The sequence below is a fragment of the Nocardia niwae NBRC 108934 = DSM 45340 genome (genome assembly GCF_001613465.1).
In the GTDB taxonomy this organism is placed as follows: domain Bacteria; phylum Actinomycetota; class Actinomycetes; order Mycobacteriales; family Mycobacteriaceae; genus Nocardia; species Nocardia niwae.
Genome location: NZ_BDCK01000011.1, coordinates 151,397 through 173,672, shown reverse-complemented (window position 1 = coordinate 173,672; position 22,276 = coordinate 151,397). Strand labels below are relative to the sequence as shown.

The window sequence follows — 22,276 nt, the reverse complement described above, 5'->3', positions numbered from 1 at the left end:
CGAGTGGCACATGGCTGCGGCGAAATGCGAGAAGACCTCTCCGTGGTGTGCCACTCGTGGCATAGGGCGGTCAGGGACGGCGTTCGATGCAGGATTCGGGGGCGCGGTGGGTGGCCCAGCTTAGGCCGTGGGGGTTCGGTGGTCTTTGTAGTCCGCTACCGGCCATCCGGTGAAGGCGCTCCGGAACGACGCGAGTGCGAAGGGGTCGGAACAGTCGACCGTGGTGTGTCGAATGATCATCTCGCCAGCCGATCACTCGGGGGCGTCGGCGGGGTGGGGATCGGCGAGGAGGTGGAGGAAGTGTTCGACTTCCGAGCGGATGGCGACGCGGGCGGGGGTGAGGTAGTTGCGTGGGTCGGCGAGGTGGGGGTTTTGGGTGAGGTGTTCGCGGATGGCGGTTGTCATCCGGATGTTGAGGCGGGTGGCGATATTGATTTTCGTCATGCCGTGGTCGACGGCGGCGCGCAGGCCGTGGTCGGGGACGCCGGAGGAGCCGTGCAGGACCAGGGGGACGGGGACTTTCGCGGCCAGATGGGAGATCAGGTCGTTGTCGAGTTCGGCGGTGCGGGTGTGCATGGCATGCGAGGAGCCGACGGCGACCGCGAGTGCGTCGACGCCGGTGGCGCTCACGAATTCGACCGCCTCGTCCGGATCGGTGCGCGCGCCGGGGGCGTGGACGCCGTCCTTGCCACCCACTTCCCCGAGCTCGGCTTCGATGTGCACACCGCGTTCGTGGCACCACGCGGTGATCGCCGCGGTGGCGGCGACGTTGTCGGCGTAGTCGAGAGCGGAGCCGTCGTACATGACCGAGCGGATGCCGAGACCGACTGCGCTGTGGATCAATCCGGCATCGGTGGCATGGTCGAGATGCACCGTGACCGCGGCGTCGCTGTCGGCGGCGATGCGCAGGCAGGCGAGGGCGAGCGGGGCTATCCCGCCGTGATAGCGCGCGGTGTTCTCCGAGAGCTGCAGAACCGCGGGCCGCTTCGCAGATTCCGCGGCGGCCACGATCGCCTCGGCGTGCTCGAGAGTGATCACGTTGAACGCGCCCAGTCCGCCCGGGCGGGCCACGGCGATCAGGTCAGGTATCGAGGTCAGCGGCATAGACATGCTTTCGGTAGAGCGAGGGACGGGGGCGGGAACCCGGCCGGTCCCACGTCGCGCTGCGGAACGGCGACGTAGGCAGGAAGCCGTGCGCCGGTACAGCGTGGGCCGTGTGCAGGTCGGAGTGCTGGGTTGCCAGTGGTCGCCACTGGACCGAGCGGCGTGCGTGCGAACCACGGGTCGTTTCCACGTCGCGCTGTGGAACGGCGAGGTGGGTCAGGAAGCCGTGCGCCGGTACAGCGTGGGCCGTGTGCAGCTCGGAGTGCTGGGTTGCCAGTGGTCGCCACTGGACCGAGCGGCCGCGGCCATCGGATCGTCCCGCGTGGAACGGTGTAGTGCGCGGCGGTCATGGGGAAGTCTTCTGTGGTGTGGGTAGGTCCAGTTCGCGGACTCGGACGGTCGGGGCGAGACGGGTGCGCAGGCCGCGGTCGATCTCACCGGCCACCGGGATGACGACGGCGGCCGCGGAGGTGGCCACTACGTCGGCGAGCAGGGCCGCCCAGTCCGGCTGCGCGTCGGAGGAGAGGGCGGCGATCGCGGCCGCCACCGCGGCATCGCCCGCGCCGGTGGGATTTCCGGCGAGCGGTTCGGCCAGCGCCGCCGACCACGCGCCATCGGCGGTCACCGCGGCGATCCCGTCGGGGCCGCGGGTCACTATCACGGCCCGCACCCCGTTGTCGATCAGCGGCTGCACGGCGGTGCGGATCTCGTCGTCGGTCTCGGGCTCCGCACCGGTGAGGCGGCGCAACTCCGCGCTGTTCGGGGTGAGCACGATGCCCGGCACCTGCGCCGCCAAGCGCAGCGCCTCGCCGTCGACGTCGCAGATGGTCGGCACGTCTGCCGCGATGGCGGTGCGGGCGATCTCGGCGGGCAGCGACGGCTCGATGCCGCCCGGCAGCGACCCGGAGATGACCAACCCGGCGATCTCGGGCAACAGGCCCGCCACCCGCACGGCCAATTGCTCCGCGGCGTGCGGATTGGAGACCCGGGCCCCCGGCTCCCACAGCGCGGTGGCGGTGCCGTCCTCGGACTCGCTGATCACCACCGTGCGGCGCACCCAGGGCAGCGCGTGCACGAAGTCGACCGGCATCTCCAGTTCGGCGGCGGCCGCGAAAGCGTGGTCGGAGAACCCGGTGGCCCTGGCGTATTTGCCGAGCTGATTCAGCACCCGGGTCACGTTGATGCCCTTGCCGCCGATGCGTTGCTCCACCGACCGGACCCGGTGGGCCTGCCCGCGTTCGAAGCGTTCGACGCGATAGGTCATGTCGTACGCGGGATTCATTGTCACGGTGAGGATCACCTCAACCACTGTCCACGTCTGAGCACCCCGCGCAAGTGGAGATTGTCACTGACTGTCAATATGTCGGCGAATCGGCCGGGCCGCAGGTCACCGACGTCGGCGAGCCCGAGGGCGGCGGCCGGGACCGAAGTGGCGGCCAGCACGGCGTCCCGCAGCGGGACACCGGATTCCCGTACCGCCCGCGCGACGCACTCCAGCAAGGTGCTGACCCCGCCCGCGATCGATCCGCCTGCGATGCGGGCCACCCCGTCGCGCACGGTCACCGGCTGCGGGCCGAGCCGGTATTCGCCGTCGCCGAGGCCCGCGGCCTGCATGGCATCGGTGACCAGCGCTACTCGCCCCGGCGCGGTCGCGAACACGAGCGCGGCGAAGCCCGGATCCACGTGCACGCCGTCGCCGATCAGTTCCACGATGACGTCCCCCGCCGCCGCGGCCGCCAGTGCCGCGGCGACGGGGCCCGGACGCCGGTGATGCAGCGGCGGCATGCCGTTGGCCAGGTGCGTAACGACGCTTCCTGATCCGTTGGGCAGCAGGGCATTCCGGAAGTACGAATAGTCGGTGTCGCTGTGGCCGAGCGCGACCACCACACCGCTGTCGATCAGGCGCCGCGCGACGGCCGCGTAGCCGGGGCGCTCCGGGGCGAGCGTCATCGCGCGCAGGTGCGCGCCTGCCGCGGTCAGCAGTCGGTCGGTCAACCCGAGATCGGGATCCCGCAGGAAACGCGGGTCCTGCGCTCCGCAGCGCCCCTCGGCCAGGAACGGCCCTTCGACGTGGATTCCGCCGAGCAGGCCTTCCTCGGCGAGTTCGCGCAAGGTGGCGGTCTGCGCCACCATCTCCGCGGCAGGCCCGGTGACCACGCTCGCCACCACGGTGGTCGAGCCGTGCGCATGGTGCGATTGTGCGGCGGCCCTGGCATCCGCACCGTGCACGGTATCGAACCGATAGCCGAAGCCGCCGTGATTGTGAATGTCCACAAGCCCCGGCAGCACGGTTCCAGAAAATGGCGGCTCAGGTAAATCGGGATGTGCCGCCCGCCACTGCCAGAACGATCGCACGGCCGCGATCCGGTCTCCGGTGACCAGCACCACGCCGTCGTCCAGCGCGACGCTCGCCGAGACGATGCGCCCTCGGATGATCAGCTCGGTGTGTGCGTTCATGTCAGAGCCCCTCTGCCGGGCGGGCCCGCGCGGCGTGCGGTTCCGCGATGCCGGGTGACGTCCGTGCGCGCCCGACCGGGACCGAATGCGACGGTCTCACGGCGTGTCCGAGTCGGAAGATCGCGCCACAGCTGAAGGTCGTCACCGTCTCGTCGAGCGTGGTACGCGACGACCGGATGTGCTCCGGGGACTTCTCGGGCGGTGGGATGCCGCGCCCTTTCGGCGGGCCACCGAGACGTCCGCCGGACTGTGGTCGGCTGTGCTGTTCATCGGGCGTCGTGTCGACAGCCGTACGGCTTCGCAGCTGCTCTGCTGGTCGGCGCGGCGCGGTCGAACCGCCGACTCCAGGTGGCGCTGGATCGTCCGCGCGACCCGTCATGTCAACGCACCGCGACGGGCGAACAGTGCGGCGCCCGCCAGTCCGGCACGAGCGCCGAACTCGCCCAGCACCACTCGGGGCGCGGGGACCAGGCGGAGCCGGTCGGACAGGGCCCGGTGCAGGGGTTCGGTGAGCGCCGCGCCCGCGCCGGCGAGCCCGCCGCCGAGCACGACCAGTTCGGGGCAGGCCGCGTGCACGATGCCGACCAGGCCGTCGGCGAGCGCGTCGACCGCGTCCGCCACCACGGCGGCCGCGTCGGGATCGGTGGACATGAGCGCGAATACCTCCTCCGCGCCGCTCGTCTCGCGTCCGGTGCGCCGGGTGAAGGCCCGCGCGATGGCCGCGCCCGAGGCGACCGTCTCGACGCAGCCGGTATTGCCGCAGGGGCAGGGCAATCCGCCCGCGCGCCGCACCGGCACGTGCCCGTACTCGCCGACCTGCCCGTAGCTACTGCGCACCAACCGTCCGCCGACCGCCAGCGTTCCCGAGATGCCTGTGCCGAGAATGACGACGCACACGTTCTCGTGGCCCTGCCCGGCGCCGTACCGCCATTCCGCCCAACCGGCCACGGCCACATCGTGTTCGATCAACGTCGGCACACCCCAGCGCTGCGTGAAGCGGTCGCCCACGTGCACGTCCCGCCAGCCGACATTGCTGCTGAACACCGCGACGGATCGAGCGGTGTCGACGATGCCGGGCAGCACCACGGCCGCCCGGCGCACCCGGTGGCGGCCGGATTCCGGCAGGTCGGCCAGCAACCGCTCGCCCAGGTCGCCCATGGCCTCGAACGCGGCCGCACCGTGTGGCGTGGCGACGGCGCCCACGGCCAGCACTGCTCCTGCGGCGTCGGTGACCTCTCCCTTGATGGTGGTACCGCCGACATCCACGCCGAGCACGAGGGCATCAGCGGGCAGTGCGGCCGTGTCCGTCGCGCCGGTGAGTTGCCCGGGCGACCCCGGTACCTGGATGCCGGGACGCGCGCGATCCGTGCCCGCGGTGCGCGATATGGATGCCACCGACGGCGTACGCGACTGCTCGGTTCCCATCCTCGGCACAGTAGTTCGTGGCTGCTCCGGCTCCGGTATACGTGCAGCCTGCGGTGCCGTCGCGTCGCGACGCTGTGATTCGGCCGTGTCCGCTGGGGGTGCGGGTGCGGATCGGTCAGTGGCCGACGGTGGTCTGCGGCCGATCCCCTCCGATGGCGCGGCGGTCGGCGTCCGGAGTCGCGTGTCTGTTCGGCACGGGTTCGTCATCGGCGGAATCCGCGCGATCGGGCACCATCTCGGTCCGGAGTCGGCGCCGGCATGCCCGTTACCAGCCCTCGGCCGGTTCTCATCGCGCGCCCTCGCTCACGACTTCAGTACCACCGAGCGATTCAGGCCGCGCGGGTGGTCCGGGTCCAGTCCGAGGTCGGCGGAGCGCAGCAGGCAGAGCCGGTGCACCCGGATCAAGTCGGCCATCGGGTCGATGTCGCGGTGTTCCAGGTGCGCGCCGGTGGCCGTGACGTCGGCGGCGAAGTCCGGCTCCAGCGGTCCGAAAGCCCAGACCGCGCGACCGGGCGCGGAGATGGCGATCGGGCCGTGGCGGTACTCGGTCGCCGGGTACGCCTCCGTCCACGACTGGCAGGATTCGCGCAGCTTGAGCGCCGCCTCGTCGGCGATGGCCGCCGCGAACCCCATGCCGACGAAGCTGATCTGCTCCGCGCCGCGGACGGCGGCCAGCGATTCGGCGGGATCCTCGGCGAGGACCGCCCGCGCCTGGCCGATCACCGGAGCGAGGTCTTCGCCGAGGTGGCTGCGCAGAATCGCGAGGGTGGTCGTGGCGAACCGGGTCTGCACCACCGATCGCTCGTCGACCTGGTCGATGAGGATCGCGTCGCCGAGTTCGAGGACGGGCGTGCCGGGGCTGGAGCAGATCACCGCGCGCGGGATGTGCGCCGGGATGTCGCGCATGGCGCGCACCACCTCGGTGGTCGTGCCGGAACGGCAGATCACCAGGTAGCGGTCGTAGTCGCGAGCGCGAACGGCGCTGGCGGGCCAGGCGTCGGTGACCCCGAGGCCCGCGCCCTCCCGTAGTGCCGCGATCGCGCGCGCCATGAAATACGAAGTGCCGCAGCCGATCACCGCCACGCGCTCGCCTGGCCTCGGCAGTGCGGCGTGGTGATCGGCTGCGACGGTCGCGGCGCGCGTCCAGTCGTCCGGTTGGGTCGCTACTTCGGTGGCCAGATGCGGCTCAGGCGTAGGCACCCGAACAGCTTCGCCCGAGTGATCGTTTATGTCAAATTTATACCCAAATCAGTCACATATGATCACGATTCGGTCTACATTGAGGTGCACGGACGGTGCGTCCTCCCATCATCGGCGGCTCCGCTGGCGCCGGATGGGTAAATCTGAAAGGTTCTGCTCGTGAAAAGACCGTTTCACCGCGTGCTTGCCGGAGTCGCGATGGTCACCGGCGTCGCCCTGGCCCTCTCGTCCTGCGGGTTCGGTTCGAAAACCGCTGCGGACTCCGCCACCACGATCAACTTCCTCGCCCCCGCCTACAGCGACGGAGCCACGGGTACCAAGGCGCTGTGGGACGGCATCATCGCCGAATTCCAGAAGCAGAACCCGGGCATCACCGTCAATTTGCAGATGGAGTCGTGGAATTCGATCAACGACGTGGTGCGCACCAAGCTCCAGTCGCCGTCGACCACCCCGGACCTGCTCAACATCGACGCCTACGCCAGCTTCGCGGGCGACGGCCTGCTCTACCCGGCCACCGACATCGTCTCCGCGCCCGTGCTGGCCGACATTCAGCCGGCTTTCGCGCAGAACGCGGCGTTGAACGGCACGCAATACGCGCTGCCGCTGTTCGCCTCCACCCGCACCCTGTTCTACAACGCCGAATTGTTCGAGAAGGCGGGCATCGCACGGCCGCCGAAGAACTGGGGGGAGCTGACCGACGCGGCGAAGAAGATCCAGGCGCTCGGCGGCGGCATCTCCGGCTACGGGTTGCCGCTGGGCAGCGAGGAAGCGCAGGGCGAAACCTCCATCTGGACCTTCGGCGCGGGCGGTTCCTGGGCCGACGGTGACCGGATCACCGTGGACACCCCCGCGAACCTGGAGGGTGTGCGGGCCATGCGTGAGCTCATCGATGCCGGCGCCACCCAGCCGAATCCGGGCGCGACCGATCGCAAGGACGTGATCAACGCGTTCATCCAGGGCAAGATCGGCATGATCGAGGCGCTGCCGCCCACCATCGGCCAGATCCTGGCGAAGAACCCGGGCCTGCGGTACGCGACCGCGCCCTCGCCGACCAAGACCGGATCGCCGGTCACCCTCGGGGTGGCCGATCACCTGATGGCGTTCAAGAAGGACGGCGCGAAGGCCGAGTCGATCAAGAAGTTCCTCGACTACTTCTACTCGGCCGCGGTGTACGCGGACTTCGTCAAGCACGAGGGCTTCATCCCGATCACCCAGAGCGCCGCCGCCGCGCTCGCGGAGGACCCGGTGACCAAGGCGTTCGCCGCCACGCTCCCGGTGGCGCGGTTCTACCCGAGCAACAACCCGAAATGGGCCGCGGCGCAGGGCGCCATCCGTCAGCAGATGGGCACCATCGGACAGGGCGCGGACCCGGCTCAGGTCCTGCGCCGGATCCAGGAAGCCGCGAACTGACGTGCGGCGCAGAGGATTGACGGCGGCGCTGCCGTGGATCGGGCCGTCGCTGGTCCTGATCGCGGCCGTCGTCGCCTTCCCGGCCTGCTACATGGTGTGGACCAGCACCAGGGACCTCAGCGCCTACGGCCAGGACCGGGGCAACGCCGGACTCGCCAACTACCGGGCCCTGTTCGGGATCTCGGAACTCGGCTCGGTGCTGGTGCACACGGTGGTCTGGGTGGTCGGCGTCGTGCTGGTCACCTTGCTGCTGTCCGCGGCGCTGGCCCAGTTCCTGAGCAAGGACTTCCCCGGGCGCACCGCGGTGCGGATGGCGATCCTGGTGCCGTGGGCGGCGTCGGTGGTGATGACGACGACGATCTTCTACTACATGCTCGACCCCGATGTCGGCATCGCGAACCGATTCCTGGTCGACATCGGTGTGCTCGACCGTGGTTACGGTTTCACCAAGCAGCCCACGCAGGCGTTCCTCGTGGCGATGGGCGTCGCGGTGTTCGTCTCGGTGCCGTTCACCACCTACACGATCCTGGCCGGACTGCAATCCATTCCGGCGGAGATCGACGAGGCGGGACGGGTCGACGGTGCGAGCGCCTGGCAGCGTTACCGCTATCTCACCCTCCCGCAGCTGCGACCGGCGATCGCGGTGGCCACCGTCATCAACATCATCAACGTGTTCAACTCGCTGCCGATCCTGCAAGTGATCACCGGCAGCATCGCCGGGTTCTCCGCGGACACCACCACCACGCTCACGTTCAAGCTGATCCGGCAGAACCAACAGGTCGACACGGCCGCCGCGATGAGTGTGCTGAACTTCGCGCTGATCATCGTCGTCATCGCGATCTACGCGCGGCTGGTGCGCCCGACCCGGGAGGCGGACCGGTGACGGCGCAGGTGGAGGTGCGCGAGCACGAAACCGCGCCGCCGGTTGCCGAGGCGGCGCCCGCGCGACGCCGCTGGGAGCTCACCGCGGTCGGCGTGGTGCTCGCCGCGGTGTTCCTGCTGCCGTTCGTCGTGATGGTGCTCGGTTCGCTGAAGAGCAAGGCCGAGATCCTGCGCATCCCGCCGACGTATCTGCCGCGGTCCTGGCATCCGGGCAACTACGCGACGATGTGGGCCACCCCGGAGACGCCCTTGCCGTTCAATCTGGCGAGCACGATCATCATCGCGGTCTGCGCCACCGCGCTGGTGCTGGCCGTGGCGATCCCAGCCGGGTATTACACGGCGCGGCACCGCTTTCCGGGGCGCGGGGTGTTTCTCGGCGTGGTGCTGGTGACCCAGATGTTGCAGCCGACGGTGCTGGTCACCGGGTTGATCCGGGAGTTCTTCGCGCTCGGCATCAACGACACCTGGCTGGCGATGATCCTGGTGAACGCCGCGTTCAACCTGTCGTTCGCGGTGTGGATCCTGCACAGTTTCTTCGCCGCCATCCCGGTGGAGATCGAGGAAGCCGCCATGCTCGACGGACTCGGCCGCGCGCAGACGCTGCTGCGGGTGAGCCTGCCGCTGGTCTGGCCGGGCATCGTGACGGCGACGATCTTCGTGGTGGTGGCCTGCTGGAACGAATTCGCCGCCAGCCTGGTCGTGCTGACCACGCCGGAGAATCAGCCGCTGTCGGTGGCGCTGACGAAGTTCGTCGGCCAATACGACACCGCGTGGCAGTACGTGTTCGCGATTTCCACCGTCGGCATCATCCCGGTGGTGCTTCTCTTCGCGGTCATCGAGAAGCGCTTGGTGGCGGGACTGACCGCGGGCAGCGTGAAATAGCGTGCCCGCGCCGGACCGCGCGGACGACGGAATCGCCACGCCCGCACCGTCGCACGCGCGGGCGGTCGGTAGCCGCGCGGTAGCATCGAACGGTGACACGGCGGGATCACCGACCCAAGGATGGTCGCAGCTACGGCGGGCTGTCCAAGGAGCAGCGGGTTGCCCAGCGGCAGACCCGCCTGATCGACGCCGCCCTCGAACTATTCGGCACCCAGGGCTACGCGGCTACCTCGATCGAACGCCTCTGCGCCCTGGCGAACGTCTCCACGCGCAGTTTCTACGAGGACATGGGCAGCCGCGAGGCCCTGCTCATCGCCTTGGCCAATCGCATCACCTCTCGCGCGCTGGAGTACGCGCTCGCGGCACTGGCGGCGACCGAGAACGAGCCCTTGCCTGTGCGCATCGTGGCGAGTTTCCGCGCGTACTTGGGAGTCACGTGTGCCGATGCCCGGCGCGCGCGAGTTTGCTACGTCGAGGTGGTCGGCGTGAGCTCCGCGGTGGAGGAGTGGCGCAGGCAGCAGCGCCGTCTGCTGTCGGCGTTGCTGATCAGCGAGGCCGAGCGAGCCGTCGGCCGCGGCGAGACCGGCCCGCGCCGGTTCGATCTCTTCGCGCTGGCGGTGATCGGCGCGGTGACGTCCCTCGCCCAGGAACTTGTGCAGAGCACAGCGCCGGACGCGACGGTGAGCCTGGACGAAATCTGCGCGGAGATCGCCTATTTCGTGCATTCCGGCCTGTCCCACCCACGGGTCGACCTGTCGGCAGGCGACCCGGCCGAATGTCTCCCCGGCGGCTCGGCGCTTCGGCAGAGGCCCGCAGTCGAGGCCGATGTGTCCTGAACCGGACCGGCCCGGCTTTTGCCGTAGGGGATCGCTACGGCCGGCGAGCGCGTGTGGTCATATTGTTCGCGTGTTCGCCGAAACAGCGGGTTTCCCGCGCGACCGGGGCGGTGTGAGATGACCGGACCGACGGATCGTCCGCAACGGTGGAACCGGTTGCTGGAATTGCTCGCCGAATCCGGGCGGCTCTCGGTGGAGGAGGCCGCCGACCGGCTCGGCGTGTCGGCCGCGACCGTGCGCCGAGATTTCACCGCACTCGCCGAACAGCAGCTGGCCACCAGGACGCACGGCGGTGTGGTGGCGACCTCGGTCGCCTACGACCTGCCCGCCCGTTACCGGCAGAGCGCGGGCGAGGCCAAACAGCGCATCGCCGAACACGCCGCCGCTCTGGTCGATCCACAGGCCGTGGTGGGGATGAACGGCGGCACGACCACCACGGCGGTGGCCCGGGCGCTGGCCGGGCGCACGGATCTCGGGTCGGCGGGGGACGAGCAGCTGACCATCGTCACCAACGCGCTGAACATCGCGGGGGAGATGGTGCTGCGGCCGCACGTGCGCACGATCGTCCTCGGCGGGGTGGCGCGGCGGGAGTCCTACGAGCTGCACGGGCCGCTGGCCGAGCGGGCGCTGGCCGAATTGCGGCTAGACGAGCTCGTGCTCGGCGTGAACGCGATCTCCGTCGCGGGCGGCGCGCAGTGCAGGCATATCGACGAGGCCGGGGTGACCACCGAGATGGTGCGGCGTTCCGGCCGGGTGCTGGTGGCGGCTACCGGCGACAAGCTCGAGCGCACCGCGCTGGCCCGCATCTGCGGTATCGAGCAGGTGCAGGTACTGGTCACCGATTCCGGCGCGGATCCAGCGGCGGTGGAGGCGATCCGAGCGGCGGGCGTGCGGGTCGACGTGGTGTAGCCGCTCACGCGGTCTGGGCGATCCAGGTGTCCCAGTAATCTTCGTACCACGTACGGAAATTCTGGCCGTACGACATCTTGCTGTGGCTACCGGCCTCGAAGCGATAATGAGCGGCTATTCGTTGTACCGCTTCGTCACGGGAGAATTCGCCCTCGCGGTATCTCTCGTAGATTCTGCGATACTTCCCGGAGACGCTGTGGTTGACGTCCGGTCCGCCGTTCTCGAGTATCTGGCGGCGTACGGTGAGCTGGGACATGACGGCGTGGCCCTCGTTCAGCAACGACCGGTCCACATGATCGGCGACCCATTGCTCCCGGGTTCGGCCCATCGGCGGCGAGGGGGCGTCGTTGTGCGGATTAGCCGGGTGGGCATGGTCGATCTCGTGGGCGAGCGCATCGACGGATGCTCGGGCGTCGCCTTCCATTTTGCGATCGAGAACGACAGCCTTCTCGTCGTAGTCGGCGTAGGTTCCGTCGCCCCTTTTCCCGTAGCGGATGGTCCAGCCGGACTGCTGTACCTCCTGAACCTTACGAATGAGGTCCTCGGACAAGCCGGCGATTTCGTCGACCTCTCTGCCGAGCCCGGAGGTCACGGATGTCGAGTATCCGAGCCGCTCCAGACTTCTCAGATATTCCGGGGTGTCCGGGGTCTCCCGGCGGATGGCGTCGCGTCCGGACAGGTCGGCATCCACCGTCCTGCCGACGGCACGGTCGACTTCTCCGCTGACAGTGTGGAATTTGTCCGATATGGCATTCGCGGACCTCGATAGATCGCGGCGTAGACCGGCTGTGATGTTCGCGAAGAGTTGGCGGAGGGCTTTCATTCGGGGCTATCGCCGCCAGTGCGCGGAGGTTGTTGCCGGTTCACGTGTACGGAGATATCGCGCAGGAGTTGCGAGCGGGCATCGAATCTGATGCGCAGCGTTCTCGTCCCCTGCTGCGAGGTGAACGAAACCGTGCCCTCGGGTGGCGTCCTCGGGTCGATCCGTGCGCTCTGGATCGGCAATTCGAAGGTCCCGGACATATCTGCCCGGGTAATGCGAATGCCCCTCGCGACGTGCATGATCACCACGGCGGGTGCGCCGTTCGCGGGCGGGCGCGGGCCATGGAACAGGATGGCGGAGAACGGCCCGCTGGCGGGGTATGCCACGAATTCGCGTGCGTGCGGGTTCGTGCAGGGTACGGCACTGAACTCAACCGCGCATGCCGAGAAGACATCTTCTGGGCTGAACCGTTCCGGTACTGCTAGTACATGGTCGGCAAGCTGTCGAATCCGGTGGATGTATGGCAATGTCATGCTGGCTGTTCCTCGGCGGCCCGAAGTGTCGAGGCTCACAGATTATGGTGCTCACCTTGCCGGAAAGTCGTTCCTCCCAGGGTTGGTGCGGTGTGGTCGGCGGATGTCCGGCATCTCATCCGCTCTACGGCGCGGGTGTCGTCGCAAGTTTGGCAAACACCTGGCACAAACTTCATTCCCATAATTGGGAATGGATGGTTAGGTAGATCTGTGCGATTGCGAACGGGTTACCGACACGTGAATAAGACGTCCTCCGGTCACCGGTCGGCGGTGACGAGCCGATCGAGCGGCGCATCGGCGGTTCGGCGCACGGCTCGCGCCCAGACGAGAAATCCCCAGGCGACGAAGCCCGCGTAGATCAGATACAGGGCGGCCGAAGGGTAATAGCCCGCCCGCACCAGTAGCGGAACGCCGACCAGGTCGACGGCTATCCACAGCAGCCAGAACTCGGCCAGCCCCCGCGCCATACCGTAGGTGGCCAGGACCGAGCCGGTGAAGATCCACGCCTCGGCCCACGGACCGTAGGAACCCAGCCACTCGAACAGCTGGGCGAACACCGCAGTGCCCGCGAACATGGCGGCCACGAGCACAACGCGTTCGCGCGTACTCGCCCAGCGCGGGTCGACCCCGCGATGCTCCAAGCCGGTCTCCCGCGCCGCGTGGCGGTACCAGCTCCACCAGCCGTAGACGCTGACCGCGACGAACATCAGCTGGCGTCCGGCCTGCCCCGCCATGTTCAGCTGCTGCGGGGTATGGAACACGCCGCCGACGAACACGGTGAACAGCAGGGCGTTCCCGGCGATGCCGACCGGCCAGGCCCAGACACGCCGTCGCATGCCGCCGATCGCGGAAGCCAAGCCGAACCCGTTGCCGATCACCTCGCGCCAGAGAATCTCCGAGCCCGCGATGTGCAGCTTGGCGTCGAGCAGCGTGATGATCGGGTTCACCTGTCGTGTAACCCGCGACCGGGCGTATCTCATCCGATCCGATCGCCGAGATTCGAAATCCATCGTGCCGCCGCGGCGCGGACCGTAACGATTGCGCAATCCGGCGGCGCGATTCGCAATGTCCGTGCAATGGAGGGCTCTTATCGTGGCCGTCATGAGCACGGAGAGCGGCACCGCCGGGGGGACCGGAATTCATCTCAGCGGATTGACGAAGACCTTCCGGGTCGGTCGGAAGACCGTGCAGGCGTTGGCGAGCGTCGATCTGCACACCGAGCAGGGCGCGTTCCTGTCGCTGCTCGGCCCGTCCGGCTGCGGCAAGTCGACGGTCCTGCGCATTCTCGCCGGTCTGGAGACGCCGACCGCGGGCAAGGCGCTGATCGACGGCGCGACGCCCGCCGAGCTGCGCGGCAGGCACGCGCTCGGCATCGCGTTCCAGGATTCGGCGCTGCTGCCCTGGCGGTCGGTGGCTTCGAATATCGCGTTGCCACTGCAGGTCGCGGGCGTCAAGCCGGAGCCGGGGCAGATCGACGAGCTGATCGGGCTGGTGGGGCTGGAGGGTTTCGAGAAGGCCAAACCCGCCCAGCTGTCGGGTGGCATGCGCCAGCGCGTCTCGATCGCGCGGGCGCTGGTGGTGCGGCCTGCCGTGCTGCTGCTGGACGAACCCTTCGGCGCGCTCGACGACATGACCAGGCAGCGGCTCAATCTGGAGTTGCTGCGGATCTGGACCGAGAAGCCCGCGACGACGCTGATGGTCACCCACGGCATCGCGGAAGCGGTGTTCCTGTCCGACGTGGTGGCCGTGATGAGTCCACGGCCGGGACGGGTGCTGGAATTGGTCGAGATCGAGCTCCCGCGCCCGCGGCTGCCGGAGATGATGCGGACGCCGGAATTCCACAAGCTGCACGACTATCTGTCGGAACTGCTGTTCGGGAGCGCGGGACAAGGAGGCGTCGCATGAACGAGCACCGGCCCGAACGCCGCTCGCGCCGTAGCGAACCGGACCGGCTGTGGTCGATCACGCACCTCCGGCCGGTGCGGCGGCGCCCCTTCGCACGCTGCGCGCGGCGGACGGGAGGCACGGCATGAAGCGCTTCGGCGGCGTGCTCGGCGTGCTCGGGCTGGTCGCGGTGTGGTGGGCGCTCGCCGCATTCGAGGTCGCGGGCGGCACCGTACCCAGCCCCTGGCAAGTGCTGCACGCCATCTACACCGACGGGTGGGAGCTGTACGGCCCCAACTTCCGGATCACCGCGCTCGGCGCACTGCAAGGCTTCGTCTGGGGCAACGGCCTGGCCATCGCGCTCGCCGTGCTGATCGTGCTGGTGCCGCCGATCGAGTCGCTGGCCACGCAGCTGGCCATCCTGAGCTACTGCACGCCGCTGCTCGCGCTGGGCCCGATCATCCTGGTGGTCTTCGGCGGACGCACCCCCACCGTGTTCTTGGCGGCGATGTACTGCTTCTTCACGACGATGGTCGGTACCGTCGCCGGGTTGCGTTCGGCCGACCGGACGAGCCTGGACCTGGTGCGCGCGTATGGCGGTGGGCGCTGGCAGCAGCTGTATCGGGTGCAGGCGATCTCGGCGCTGCCGAGCACGTTCGCGGCGTTGAAGATCGCCGCGCCGTCGGCCGTGCTCGGCGCGATCATCGGCGAGTACCTCGGCGGCGTGGACAGCGGGATCGGGGTGGCGCTCACCGCCGCGCAGACCTCCTACAACGTGCCACGCACCTGGGGCATGGCGCTGGCCGCCGCCGCGCTGGCCGGGCTCGGTTACGCCCTGGTGGCGCTGGCGGCCCGGTTGGCCGCGCCGTGGACCGCGCAGGGAGCGCGATGAACGCCAGGCACGCCGAAGGACGCCCGATGAACCTGCTGCGACGTATCGGGATCTTCTTGTTCCCGCTGGCCACTTCGCTGCTGTTGATGTTGGTGATCTGGTACCTCTTCCTGCGGGCGTTCCCGCAGGTCGGCCCGCGGGTCGGCAAGACGCCCAGCGATATCTGGACCTACCTGGTGACGGCGCCCAACGCCGCCGCGGCGCGGCAGGCGATCCTGGACGATCTGCAGATCACGCTGCGCGACGCGGCGATCGGGTTCGGCGCGGGCATGCTCGCCGCGCTGGTGGTCGCGGCGCTGTTCGTGTCGTTCGCCGCCGTCGAGCAGACCTTCCTGCCGGTGGCGATGCTGCTGCGCTCGGTGCCGCTGGTGGCGCTCACACCGATCATCGTGCTGGTGTTCGGCCGTGGTCCGGCGGGCGTCGCCGTGCTCGCCGCGATCGTGGTGTTCTTCCCGGCCCTGGTCATGATCATGGCGGGCTTGCGCAACGCGCCCCGGCAGGCGCTGGAGCTGGTGAACGCGTACGGCGGATCGCGGTGGACCGGATTGCGCATGGTGGCCGTGCCCGCCGCGCTGCCCTCGGTGTTCGCCGCCGCGCGGATCTCGGTGCCGGGTGCGCTGATCGGCGCGTTGCTGGGGGAGTGGCTGGGCAGCGGAACCGGGTTGGGCGCCAGTCTGATCCGGGCGATCCCGACGTTCCAGTACAGCAAGTTGTGGGCATCGATCGTCATCGTCACGCTGGTCTCGGTGGTGCTCTACGCAATCGTCGGCGTGGTCGAGAATCTGGTGCTGGCCAGGTTCGGGGCCGAAGCCGGACGACTCTGATCCAGTGGCTCGCCGCCCGGCGCTACTCGCGCGAATTCTCGCTCGGAACGCCAAAGTAAAGAATTCGAAACGCGCTCCACCTAGATTCGGCCCATGACACCCGCGCACCGCTCCACGTTCGGGCACCTGAACCGACGCTCGTTTCTTCGTTACTCCGCGTTCGCCGGCGCCGCGCTCGGCGGTGCGGGGGCGCTGGCCGCCTGCGGCGGAAACTCCGGCGACTCGTCCGGCGGCACCACCGCGGACGGATCGAAATACGGGGGCGTCGCGGTGCAGCTGTCCTGGCTGAAGAACATCGAATTCGCGGGCGAATACTTCGCCGACTCCAAAGGCTATTTCAAGGAAGCCGGTTTCGGCTCGGTCGACCTGATCGCGGGCGGCGCGGCCAGCACGTCGGTGGAGGCCGGATTGGACACCGGGAAGGTGTGGCTGGGATTGTCCGCGCCACAGACCACCGCGCCGGCGATCCTGGAGGGCCTGCCCGCCAAGATCGTCGCCACCACCTATCAGAAGAATCCGTTCGCGATCGTGTCGGCGGCGGCGAGGCCGATCAACACGCCCGCGGACCTGAAGGGCCGCAAGATCGGCGTGCAGGACACCAACCAGCTGATCTTCACCGCGCTGCTCACCGCCAACGGATTGAAGCCAGGCGACGTCACCATCGTGCCCGCGCAATTCGATCCGACCCCGCTGGCCAACGGCGAGGTCGACGGATGGGTCAGCTACGTGACCAACGAACCGATCACGCTGGCGGCGAAGGGCTTTCCCACCGCGCATTTCCTGTTCGCCGACTACAACCTGCCGCTGGTCGCCGAGACGCTCACGGTCGCGCAGTCCACCATCGACAAGGAACGCGACAAGCTCAAAGCGTTCCTGGCCGCCGAGATCAAGGGATGGAAGGACGCCGTGGCGGATCCGGCCGAATCGGCCCGGCTCGCGGTGGAGGTGTATGGCAGGGATCAGAAGCTGGATCTGGCCGAGCAGACGAAAGAGGCGGTCGCGCAGAACGATCTGGTGGTCTCGGCCGACACCGCCGCCAACGGTTTGCTCTCCATGACCGACGCGCTGATCGAGCAGAATGTCGCCGCGCTACGCAGCGCGAAGATCGATATCAAGGCCGCGCAGCTGTTCGACCTGTCCGTGCTGCGCGAGGTCTATGCCGAGAACCCCGGCCTGAAATGATCAGATGCCGAGTCCCACAGCGGTTCTCGGCGTGATCGGGATCTCGCCGCTGTAGGGGTCGACCGCTCGCACCGGTTGCGCGGCGCGGGCGGCCAGCAGTTCGGCGGCGATCGCGACGGCCATCTCGGGCGCGGTGCGCGCGCCGATGTCCAATCCGGCGGGCGAGTGCAGCCGCGCGAGCGTCTCCGGGCCGAAACCGCCTGCCTGAAGATCCTCGATGCGCCGGATGTGCACCTGGCGCGATCCCATGGCGCCGAGATAGCCGATCTCGGGTAGTCGGAGCGCCACGGTGAGGAGCGGGATCTCGAACGTGGGATCGTGCGATAGCACGACAATGGCCGTGCTGCTGTCGATCTCCCCGGCCGCGGAGAGGGTGTTGAGGTAGCGATGCGGCCAGTCCACTACCACCTCGGCGCCGGGAAATGCCTCCGGCGTGGCGAAATTGGGGCGGGAATCGCAGATGGTCACCCGGTAACCGAGCAACTCGGCCTGCACCGTGAGTGCGGCGGCGAAGGAATTGGCGCCGAAGATGATCAGTCGCGGCGGCGGGGCGAACGAGGAGACGAAGACGTCCGAATCCGGTAGCGCCACCAGTTCGGTGGCGTGCTTCTTGTCGGTGATCAGGTGCTGGCCGATCAGGTCGGCATCGGAGTTCCACACCACCGTGAAGACGGTGACCCTGCGGTGCGCCGCGATCTCGGCGGCGACATCCGGGAACTCCGGGAAGTGTCTTCGGGAGAACGGTTCGGTGAAGACGTCCATCATCCCCTCGCCGTGCGCGCCCGCCTCCAGGCCGCTGGCCACGCCGAAGCGGTGCATCGCGCGCCGGCCGGTGCGCGCGGCCTGGAGCACCGCCTCGTAGGCGATCTCCTCCAGCCCGCCCGCGGCGACCGATCCGTAGACGCCCCCCTCCGGGTCGACCAGCATCGCGGAGCCCACCGGTAAGGGGGCGGCGCCCACGGTGCGCACGATGGTGCCAAGTCCGCCGGTCCGGCCCGAGTGCCACACCCGCAACAGGTCGTCGACGATGTCCCGCATCAGCTAGCTCCGATCACCGTGCGGTCGTGGCCGGGAAGTCACGATCGACGCCCGTCGCCAAATCGTCGCACGTGACGCACACCATATCGTCTCTACCGGCCAAATATGTCCGGGCGCCGGAATCTCCCGCCGCCGCCCCGCACACCGCGTTCCAGTGCTTGTGGGCGATGACAACCGGGTGGCCCGGTGTGTTGTGAAACACAGCGCGGGCCAGTCCGCTGGGGGCCGCCAGCGCGGCGTTCAGTACCCGGGCGACCACGTCGGCGCCGACATCAGGGGTGTCCACCGGCATGATCGCGGCATAGTGCGCGGGCGTGCTCGACGCGGCGATCAGGCCCGCCCGCAGCGCGGCGCTCAGACCGGTGGCCCAGTCCGCCGCCCACACATGCCGCACGCCCGGCGGCAGATCCACGATCCGCGGCGTGGGCCCGGTCGCGCCGAGCACCACGATGACCGGGTCGCAGCCCCCGTCGCGCAACGCGGTGACCGTCGCCCGCAACCAGGCGCCGCCCTCGGCGAGCACTTTGGGTTTTCCGTAGCGGGTCCCGGCACCCGCGGCGAGCACGACGCCGGCGCAGGGCGCGACGGCGGAGCGATCACGGTCGGCCATGCGTAGAACGGTAATACCGGCCGGTCTGCGTCGCACGATGGAAAATCGGTGCTCAGACGTGTTCCGCGAGCGACACGCCGACAACGATCCAGGCCTTTCCGGTGGCGGCGCGCCGGGTCGTATTCGATGCTGGTCCGATGAGTGAACGGCGACCCGGGATCGCGGCGTTCGACGCGCTGTCCGACGACGCGGCCTATCGGGCGGTGCTCGGCTGCTGCTCGTCACCGGGCTTCGCGCGGTCGCTGGTCGCCCGCCGTCCGTACCGGAGCGTCGCGGCGCTGCTGGACGCGGCGGAGGAGGTGTCGGCGCGGCTGCCGGAATCCGAACTCGACCTCGCGCTGGCGGGTCATCCCAGGATCGGCGAACGGCCGCATTCCGCCGCTTCGGCACGGGAGCAGGCCGGGGTGGCGGCGGCGGACGAGGCGGTACGCGCGGCACTCGGCGAGGGCAACCGCGCTTACGAGGAACGGTTCGGGCACATCTACCTGGTGTGCGCGAGCGGAAAGTCGGGCGAGGAGCTGCTCGCGCTGCTCACCGCCCGGTTGCGCAATGATCCCGAGACCGAAAGGCGAGTAGTGCGAACAGAATTGGGCAAGATCAACCGCATCCGGCTGCACGCGCTGCTGGCGGAACTGTCATGAGCACGCTGAGCACCCACGTGCTCGACGCGGTGCGCGGGGCGCCGGCCACCGGTGTCACGGTGACGTTGTACCAGCGGGAACGACAGCTCGATTCGGGCGAAACGGGCGCGGACGGGCGGATCAGAGCGTTGGGTGAAGCGCTCGAACCGGGAACGTATCGGCTTGTGTTCGACACCGGCGCCTACTTCGCGCGGCAAGGGGTCGAAACCTTCTATCCAGAGGTGAGTATCGCGTTCGTGGTGGACGACGACCGGCGCTATCACGTCCCGTTGCTGCTGTCGCCCTTCGCCTTTTCCACCTATCGAGGGAATTGAGCCGAGCATGGAACTGACCGGACCGATCGTGCTGACCGACCACCGATACGGCAAAGCGGAGAACCGGATCGTCCGGATCTACCGGCAGAGCGCACGGCACGAGATCCGCGACGTCAGCGTGTCCACCGTGCTGCGCGGTGATTTCGCCGACGCGTACGTGTCCGGCGACCAGGCGAAGGTCTTGCCCACCGACTCGCAGAAGCAGACGGCCTACGCCTTCGCCGCGCAGCCGGGACTGCGGACCATCGAGGACTACGCGCTCGCGCTGGCCGATCACTTCGTCGCCGACATCGAACCGGTGCGCAGCGCGCGCATCGAGGTCGACGAATACGCCTGGCAGCGGGTCTCCGTCGGCGGCGTGGAGCACGACCACACCTGGGTGCGCAGCGGGCCGGACGTGCGCACCGCGGCCGTCACCGTGACCGGCAGCGGTGACGAGCGGCGGGCCTGGGTCGTCGGCGGGGTGAAGGACCTGACCATCCTCAAGTCGACCGGCTCGGAGTTCGCGGACTTCCTGACCGACGACTTCACCGTCCTGGCACCGACCCGCGATCGGATGCTGGCCACCGCGCTGGTGGCCGAGTGGCGGTTCGCGAGCAGCGCGGGCGTGGACTGGGACGAGGTCTACACCGGCGTGCGGGCCCGGCTGGTGCAGACCTTCGCGACGCTGCACTCGAAAGCCCTGCAACAGACGCTGTTCGAGATGGGCAAAGCCGCGCTGGCGGCCTACCCGGTGCTGGCCGAGATCCGGCTCGCGGCGCCGAACAAGCACCACTTCGACTACGACCTGGCCCGCTTCGGCATCGAGAACCGCGGCGAGGTGTACCACGCCGACGACCGGCCCTACGGCCTGATCCAGGCCACCGTGGCGCGGGCCGACGCGCCGGAAGCGGGACCCGCGTGGACCAGGTGACCGTCATCGTGGACTGCGCCGTCGCGACCGTGGACCCGCACGCCACCGAGTACGCCCGCGGCCACGTCGTCGTCCGCGGCAACCGGATCGACGCGGTGGGCGCGGGCGACCCGCCGGAGTTCGGCGGTGCGCGACGCATCGATGGACGCGGCTGCCTGCTGACTCCCGGGTTGGTGAACACCCACCAGCATCTCTATCAATGGATCACCCGGGGCCTGGCCGCCGACCACACCCTGTTCGAGTGGCTCACCGAGCTCTACCCCGTGTGGGCGGGCATCGACGAGGACGGGGTGCGCGTGGCGGCAACGGGCGCGCTCGCCGCTCTCGCCCGCACCGGCTGCACCACCACCACCGATCACCACTACGTGTTCCCCCGCGATGCCGGTGACCCGCTCGCCGCCGAGATCACCGCGGCGGAGCGGGTCGGCCTGCGGTTCCACCCCTGCCGCGGGTCGATGGATCTGGGCGCGAGTGCGGGCGGGCTGCCGCCCGATCACCTGGTGGAGCGCTTGGACGACATCCTCGCCGCGAGCGCGGAGGCCGTCGCGCGCTGGCACGACCCGTCGTTCGACGCCATGCTGCGGATCGCGCTCGCGCCGTGCTCGCCCTTCTCGGTCACTCCCGACCTGCTGCGCGAGTCGGCGGCGCTGGCCCGGGCCACCGGGGTCCGGCTGCACACCCATCTCGCCGAGACCGTCGACGAACAGGACTACTGCGCGTCGGCGTTCGGCTGCACACCCGCGCAGTACATGCAGCGGCTCGGCTGGTTCGGTCCCGACGTCTGGTACGCGCACGCCGTCCACCTGGACGACGACGCGATCGACGCCATGGCGAAAACCGGCACCGGCGTCGCGCATTGCCCCACGTCGAACGCGCGGCTCGGCGCGGGCGTCGCCCGCACCGCCGACCTGGTGCGCGCGGGCGTCCCGGTGGGTCTCGGTGTCGACGGTGCGGCCAGCAACGAGGCCGGTTCGATGATCGAGGAGCCACGCCACGCGCTGCTGTGGGCGCGCAACCGAGGCGGCCCGCACGCGATGACCGTGCGCACCGCGCTGGAGCTGGCCACCATGGGCGGCGCACGCGTGCTGGGCCGCGCCGCCGAGATCGGTTCGATCGAGGTGGGCAAACTGGCCGACCTGGCGCTGTGGCGCCTGGACACGGCCGCGCACGCCGGGATCGCGGATCCGGTGACCGCCCTGGTGCTCGGCTCGGCCCCGCCGCTGGCCGCGCTGCTCGTGAACGGACGCGAGGTGGTGCGCGACGGCGAGGTCCGGACGGTCGACACGGACGTGGTCGCCACCGAGGTGGCCCGAGCGCAGGCGGCGTTGCTCGCGAAGGCGGGTTGAGCGGCTCGCCGAGAGTCCGATGGAAGATCGCCCCGCGGATCTGGGCGAGGTGTCGTGCCTGGTCAGGCGGGACGAGCAATACTGAAGCAGTGTCGGCTCGCACGCCCGTCGAGGCGTGCGCAGCTGTGTTGGCGTGGACTGCGTGCCCGCTCGGCCGGGGCGGTTTCCCGGCTCAGGGCGGTCGTCGTGCGGTGCGGTAACCGCCGCGCAACCGGACGCGCGTCGCACGCA

General features: G+C 69.3%; 23 protein-coding genes. 13 read left to right on the top strand and 10 right to left on the bottom strand.

The features are described from left to right. Positions 1 to 252: 252 nt before the first annotated feature. The 5 genes from NNI01S_RS03735 to NNI01S_RS03715 form a co-directional block, all read right to left on the bottom strand. The gene (locus NNI01S_RS03735; RefSeq protein ID WP_245675954.1) at positions 253 to 1,110 is read right to left on the bottom strand and encodes a class II fructose-bisphosphate aldolase; all 858 of its coding nucleotides are present in this window, start codon (positions 1,108 to 1,110) and stop codon (positions 253 to 255) included. Positions 1,111 to 1,450: 340 nt separating this feature from the next. Further along, the gene (locus NNI01S_RS03730; RefSeq protein ID WP_281180596.1) at positions 1,451 to 2,392 is read right to left on the bottom strand and encodes a hexose kinase; all 942 of its coding nucleotides are present in this window, start codon (positions 2,390 to 2,392) and stop codon (positions 1,451 to 1,453) included. 8 nt (positions 2,393 to 2,400) lie between these two features. Then, a complete protein-coding gene (locus NNI01S_RS03725; protein ID WP_063017478.1) occupies positions 2,401 to 3,561 on the bottom strand; it encodes an N-acetylglucosamine-6-phosphate deacetylase in 1,161 nt (386 codons plus the stop codon). A 375-nt stretch (positions 3,562 to 3,936) separates the two neighbouring features. Next, the gene (locus NNI01S_RS03720) at positions 3,937 to 4,986 is read right to left on the bottom strand and encodes an ROK family protein (RefSeq protein WP_084488436.1); all 1,050 of its coding nucleotides are present in this window, start codon (positions 4,984 to 4,986) and stop codon (positions 3,937 to 3,939) included. 303 nt (positions 4,987 to 5,289) lie between these two features. Next, positions 5,290 to 6,186, bottom strand: coding sequence for an SIS domain-containing protein (locus NNI01S_RS03715; protein ID WP_063017476.1), 897 nt, complete (start codon positions 6,184 to 6,186; stop codon positions 5,290 to 5,292). Positions 6,187 to 6,345: 159 nt separating this feature from the next. Between NNI01S_RS03715 and NNI01S_RS03710 the strand changes: the two genes are divergently transcribed. The 5 genes from NNI01S_RS03710 to NNI01S_RS03690 all read left to right on the top strand — a co-directional run bounded on the left by NNI01S_RS03710 (position 6,346) and on the right by NNI01S_RS03690 (position 11,105). After that, positions 6,346 to 7,596, top strand: coding sequence for an extracellular solute-binding protein (locus tag NNI01S_RS03710; RefSeq protein ID WP_245675953.1), 1,251 nt, complete (start codon positions 6,346 to 6,348; stop codon positions 7,594 to 7,596). Position 7,597: 1 nt separating this feature from the next. Then, complete coding sequence (locus tag NNI01S_RS03705) at positions 7,598 to 8,479, top strand: carbohydrate ABC transporter permease (RefSeq protein WP_063017474.1); 882 nt, start codon at positions 7,598 to 7,600, stop codon at positions 8,477 to 8,479. Next, complete coding sequence (locus tag NNI01S_RS03700) at positions 8,476 to 9,360, top strand: carbohydrate ABC transporter permease (protein ID WP_218019155.1); 885 nt, start codon at positions 8,476 to 8,478, stop codon at positions 9,358 to 9,360. Before NNI01S_RS03705 ends, NNI01S_RS03700 begins: the two co-directional genes overlap by 4 nt. Before the next feature lie 92 nt (positions 9,361 to 9,452). Beyond that, positions 9,453 to 10,196, top strand: coding sequence for a TetR/AcrR family transcriptional regulator (locus NNI01S_RS03695; RefSeq protein WP_084488432.1), 744 nt, complete (start codon positions 9,453 to 9,455; stop codon positions 10,194 to 10,196). Between the two features lie 117 nt (positions 10,197 to 10,313). Then, a complete protein-coding gene (locus tag NNI01S_RS03690; RefSeq protein ID WP_063017473.1) occupies positions 10,314 to 11,105 on the top strand; it encodes a DeoR/GlpR family DNA-binding transcription regulator in 792 nt (263 codons plus the stop codon). 4 nt (positions 11,106 to 11,109) lie between these two features. On the opposite strand, the gene NNI01S_RS03685 is transcribed toward NNI01S_RS03690, so the two are convergent. The 3 genes from NNI01S_RS03685 to pnuC all read right to left on the bottom strand — a co-directional run bounded on the left by NNI01S_RS03685 (position 11,110) and on the right by pnuC (position 13,348). Next, entirely contained in the window at positions 11,110 to 11,796 is a 687-nt protein-coding gene (locus NNI01S_RS03685) for a hypothetical protein (RefSeq protein ID WP_157114576.1), read from the bottom strand. Positions 11,797 to 11,924: 128 nt separating this feature from the next. After that, positions 11,925 to 12,401: a hypothetical protein gene (locus NNI01S_RS03680; protein ID WP_157114575.1), complete on the bottom strand. Its 477-nt coding sequence runs from the start codon at positions 12,399 to 12,401 to the stop codon at positions 11,925 to 11,927. Positions 12,402 to 12,658: 257 nt separating this feature from the next. Next, the gene (pnuC, locus tag NNI01S_RS03675) at positions 12,659 to 13,348 is read right to left on the bottom strand and encodes a nicotinamide riboside transporter PnuC (RefSeq protein ID WP_063017468.1); all 690 of its coding nucleotides are present in this window, start codon (positions 13,346 to 13,348) and stop codon (positions 12,659 to 12,661) included. A 154-nt stretch (positions 13,349 to 13,502) separates the two neighbouring features. Here pnuC and NNI01S_RS03670 point away from each other — a divergent pair, with 154 nt between their 5' ends. From NNI01S_RS03670 to NNI01S_RS03655, 4 genes are all read left to right on the top strand, one after another. Then, positions 13,503 to 14,306: an ABC transporter ATP-binding protein gene (locus tag NNI01S_RS03670; protein ID WP_063017530.1), complete on the top strand. Its 804-nt coding sequence runs from the start codon at positions 13,503 to 13,505 to the stop codon at positions 14,304 to 14,306. Between the two features lie 124 nt (positions 14,307 to 14,430). Then, a complete protein-coding gene (locus tag NNI01S_RS03665) occupies positions 14,431 to 15,177 on the top strand; it encodes an ABC transporter permease (RefSeq protein ID WP_157114574.1) in 747 nt (248 codons plus the stop codon). A 26-nt stretch (positions 15,178 to 15,203) separates the two neighbouring features. Continuing rightward, positions 15,204 to 16,001 carry an ABC transporter permease gene (locus tag NNI01S_RS03660; protein WP_063017466.1) on the top strand — a complete coding sequence of 266 codons (798 nt, stop codon included), beginning with the start codon at positions 15,204 to 15,206 and terminating at the stop codon, positions 15,999 to 16,001. Between the two features lie 93 nt (positions 16,002 to 16,094). Further along, positions 16,095 to 17,183 carry an ABC transporter substrate-binding protein gene (locus tag NNI01S_RS03655; RefSeq protein ID WP_063017464.1) on the top strand — a complete coding sequence of 363 codons (1,089 nt, stop codon included), beginning with the start codon at positions 16,095 to 16,097 and terminating at the stop codon, positions 17,181 to 17,183. On the opposite strand, the gene NNI01S_RS03650 is transcribed toward NNI01S_RS03655, so the two are convergent. Together NNI01S_RS03650 and NNI01S_RS03645 are read right to left on the bottom strand one after the other, a co-directional pair. Then, positions 17,184 to 18,221: an XdhC family protein gene (locus NNI01S_RS03650; RefSeq protein WP_063017462.1), complete on the bottom strand. Its 1,038-nt coding sequence runs from the start codon at positions 18,219 to 18,221 to the stop codon at positions 17,184 to 17,186. A gap of 13 nt (positions 18,222 to 18,234) precedes the next feature. Beyond that, complete coding sequence (locus tag NNI01S_RS03645) at positions 18,235 to 18,831, bottom strand: nucleotidyltransferase family protein (RefSeq protein ID WP_063017460.1); 597 nt, start codon at positions 18,829 to 18,831, stop codon at positions 18,235 to 18,237. 137 nt (positions 18,832 to 18,968) lie between these two features. On the opposite strand from NNI01S_RS03645, the gene uraD reads away from it, so the two are divergent. From uraD to NNI01S_RS03625, 4 genes are read left to right on the top strand one after another with little or no spacing between them, the layout of a single operon-like run. Beyond that, positions 18,969 to 19,472 carry a 2-oxo-4-hydroxy-4-carboxy-5-ureidoimidazoline decarboxylase gene (gene uraD, locus NNI01S_RS03640; protein WP_063017458.1) on the top strand — a complete coding sequence of 168 codons (504 nt, stop codon included), beginning with the start codon at positions 18,969 to 18,971 and terminating at the stop codon, positions 19,470 to 19,472. Then, on the top strand, positions 19,469 to 19,786 hold the full coding sequence (gene uraH, locus NNI01S_RS03635; RefSeq protein ID WP_063017456.1) for a hydroxyisourate hydrolase: 318 nt from the start codon (positions 19,469 to 19,471) through the stop codon (positions 19,784 to 19,786). Before uraD ends, uraH begins: the two co-directional genes overlap by 4 nt. 7 nt (positions 19,787 to 19,793) lie before the next feature. Next, on the top strand, positions 19,794 to 20,699 hold the full coding sequence (gene pucL / locus NNI01S_RS03630) for a factor-independent urate hydroxylase (RefSeq protein WP_063017453.1): 906 nt from the start codon (positions 19,794 to 19,796) through the stop codon (positions 20,697 to 20,699). After that, positions 20,687 to 22,045: an 8-oxoguanine deaminase gene (locus tag NNI01S_RS03625; RefSeq protein WP_063017450.1), complete on the top strand. Its 1,359-nt coding sequence runs from the start codon at positions 20,687 to 20,689 to the stop codon at positions 22,043 to 22,045. The genes pucL and NNI01S_RS03625 overlap by 13 nt, the downstream gene beginning before the upstream one ends. The last annotated feature ends 231 nt before the right edge of the window (positions 22,046 to 22,276 follow it).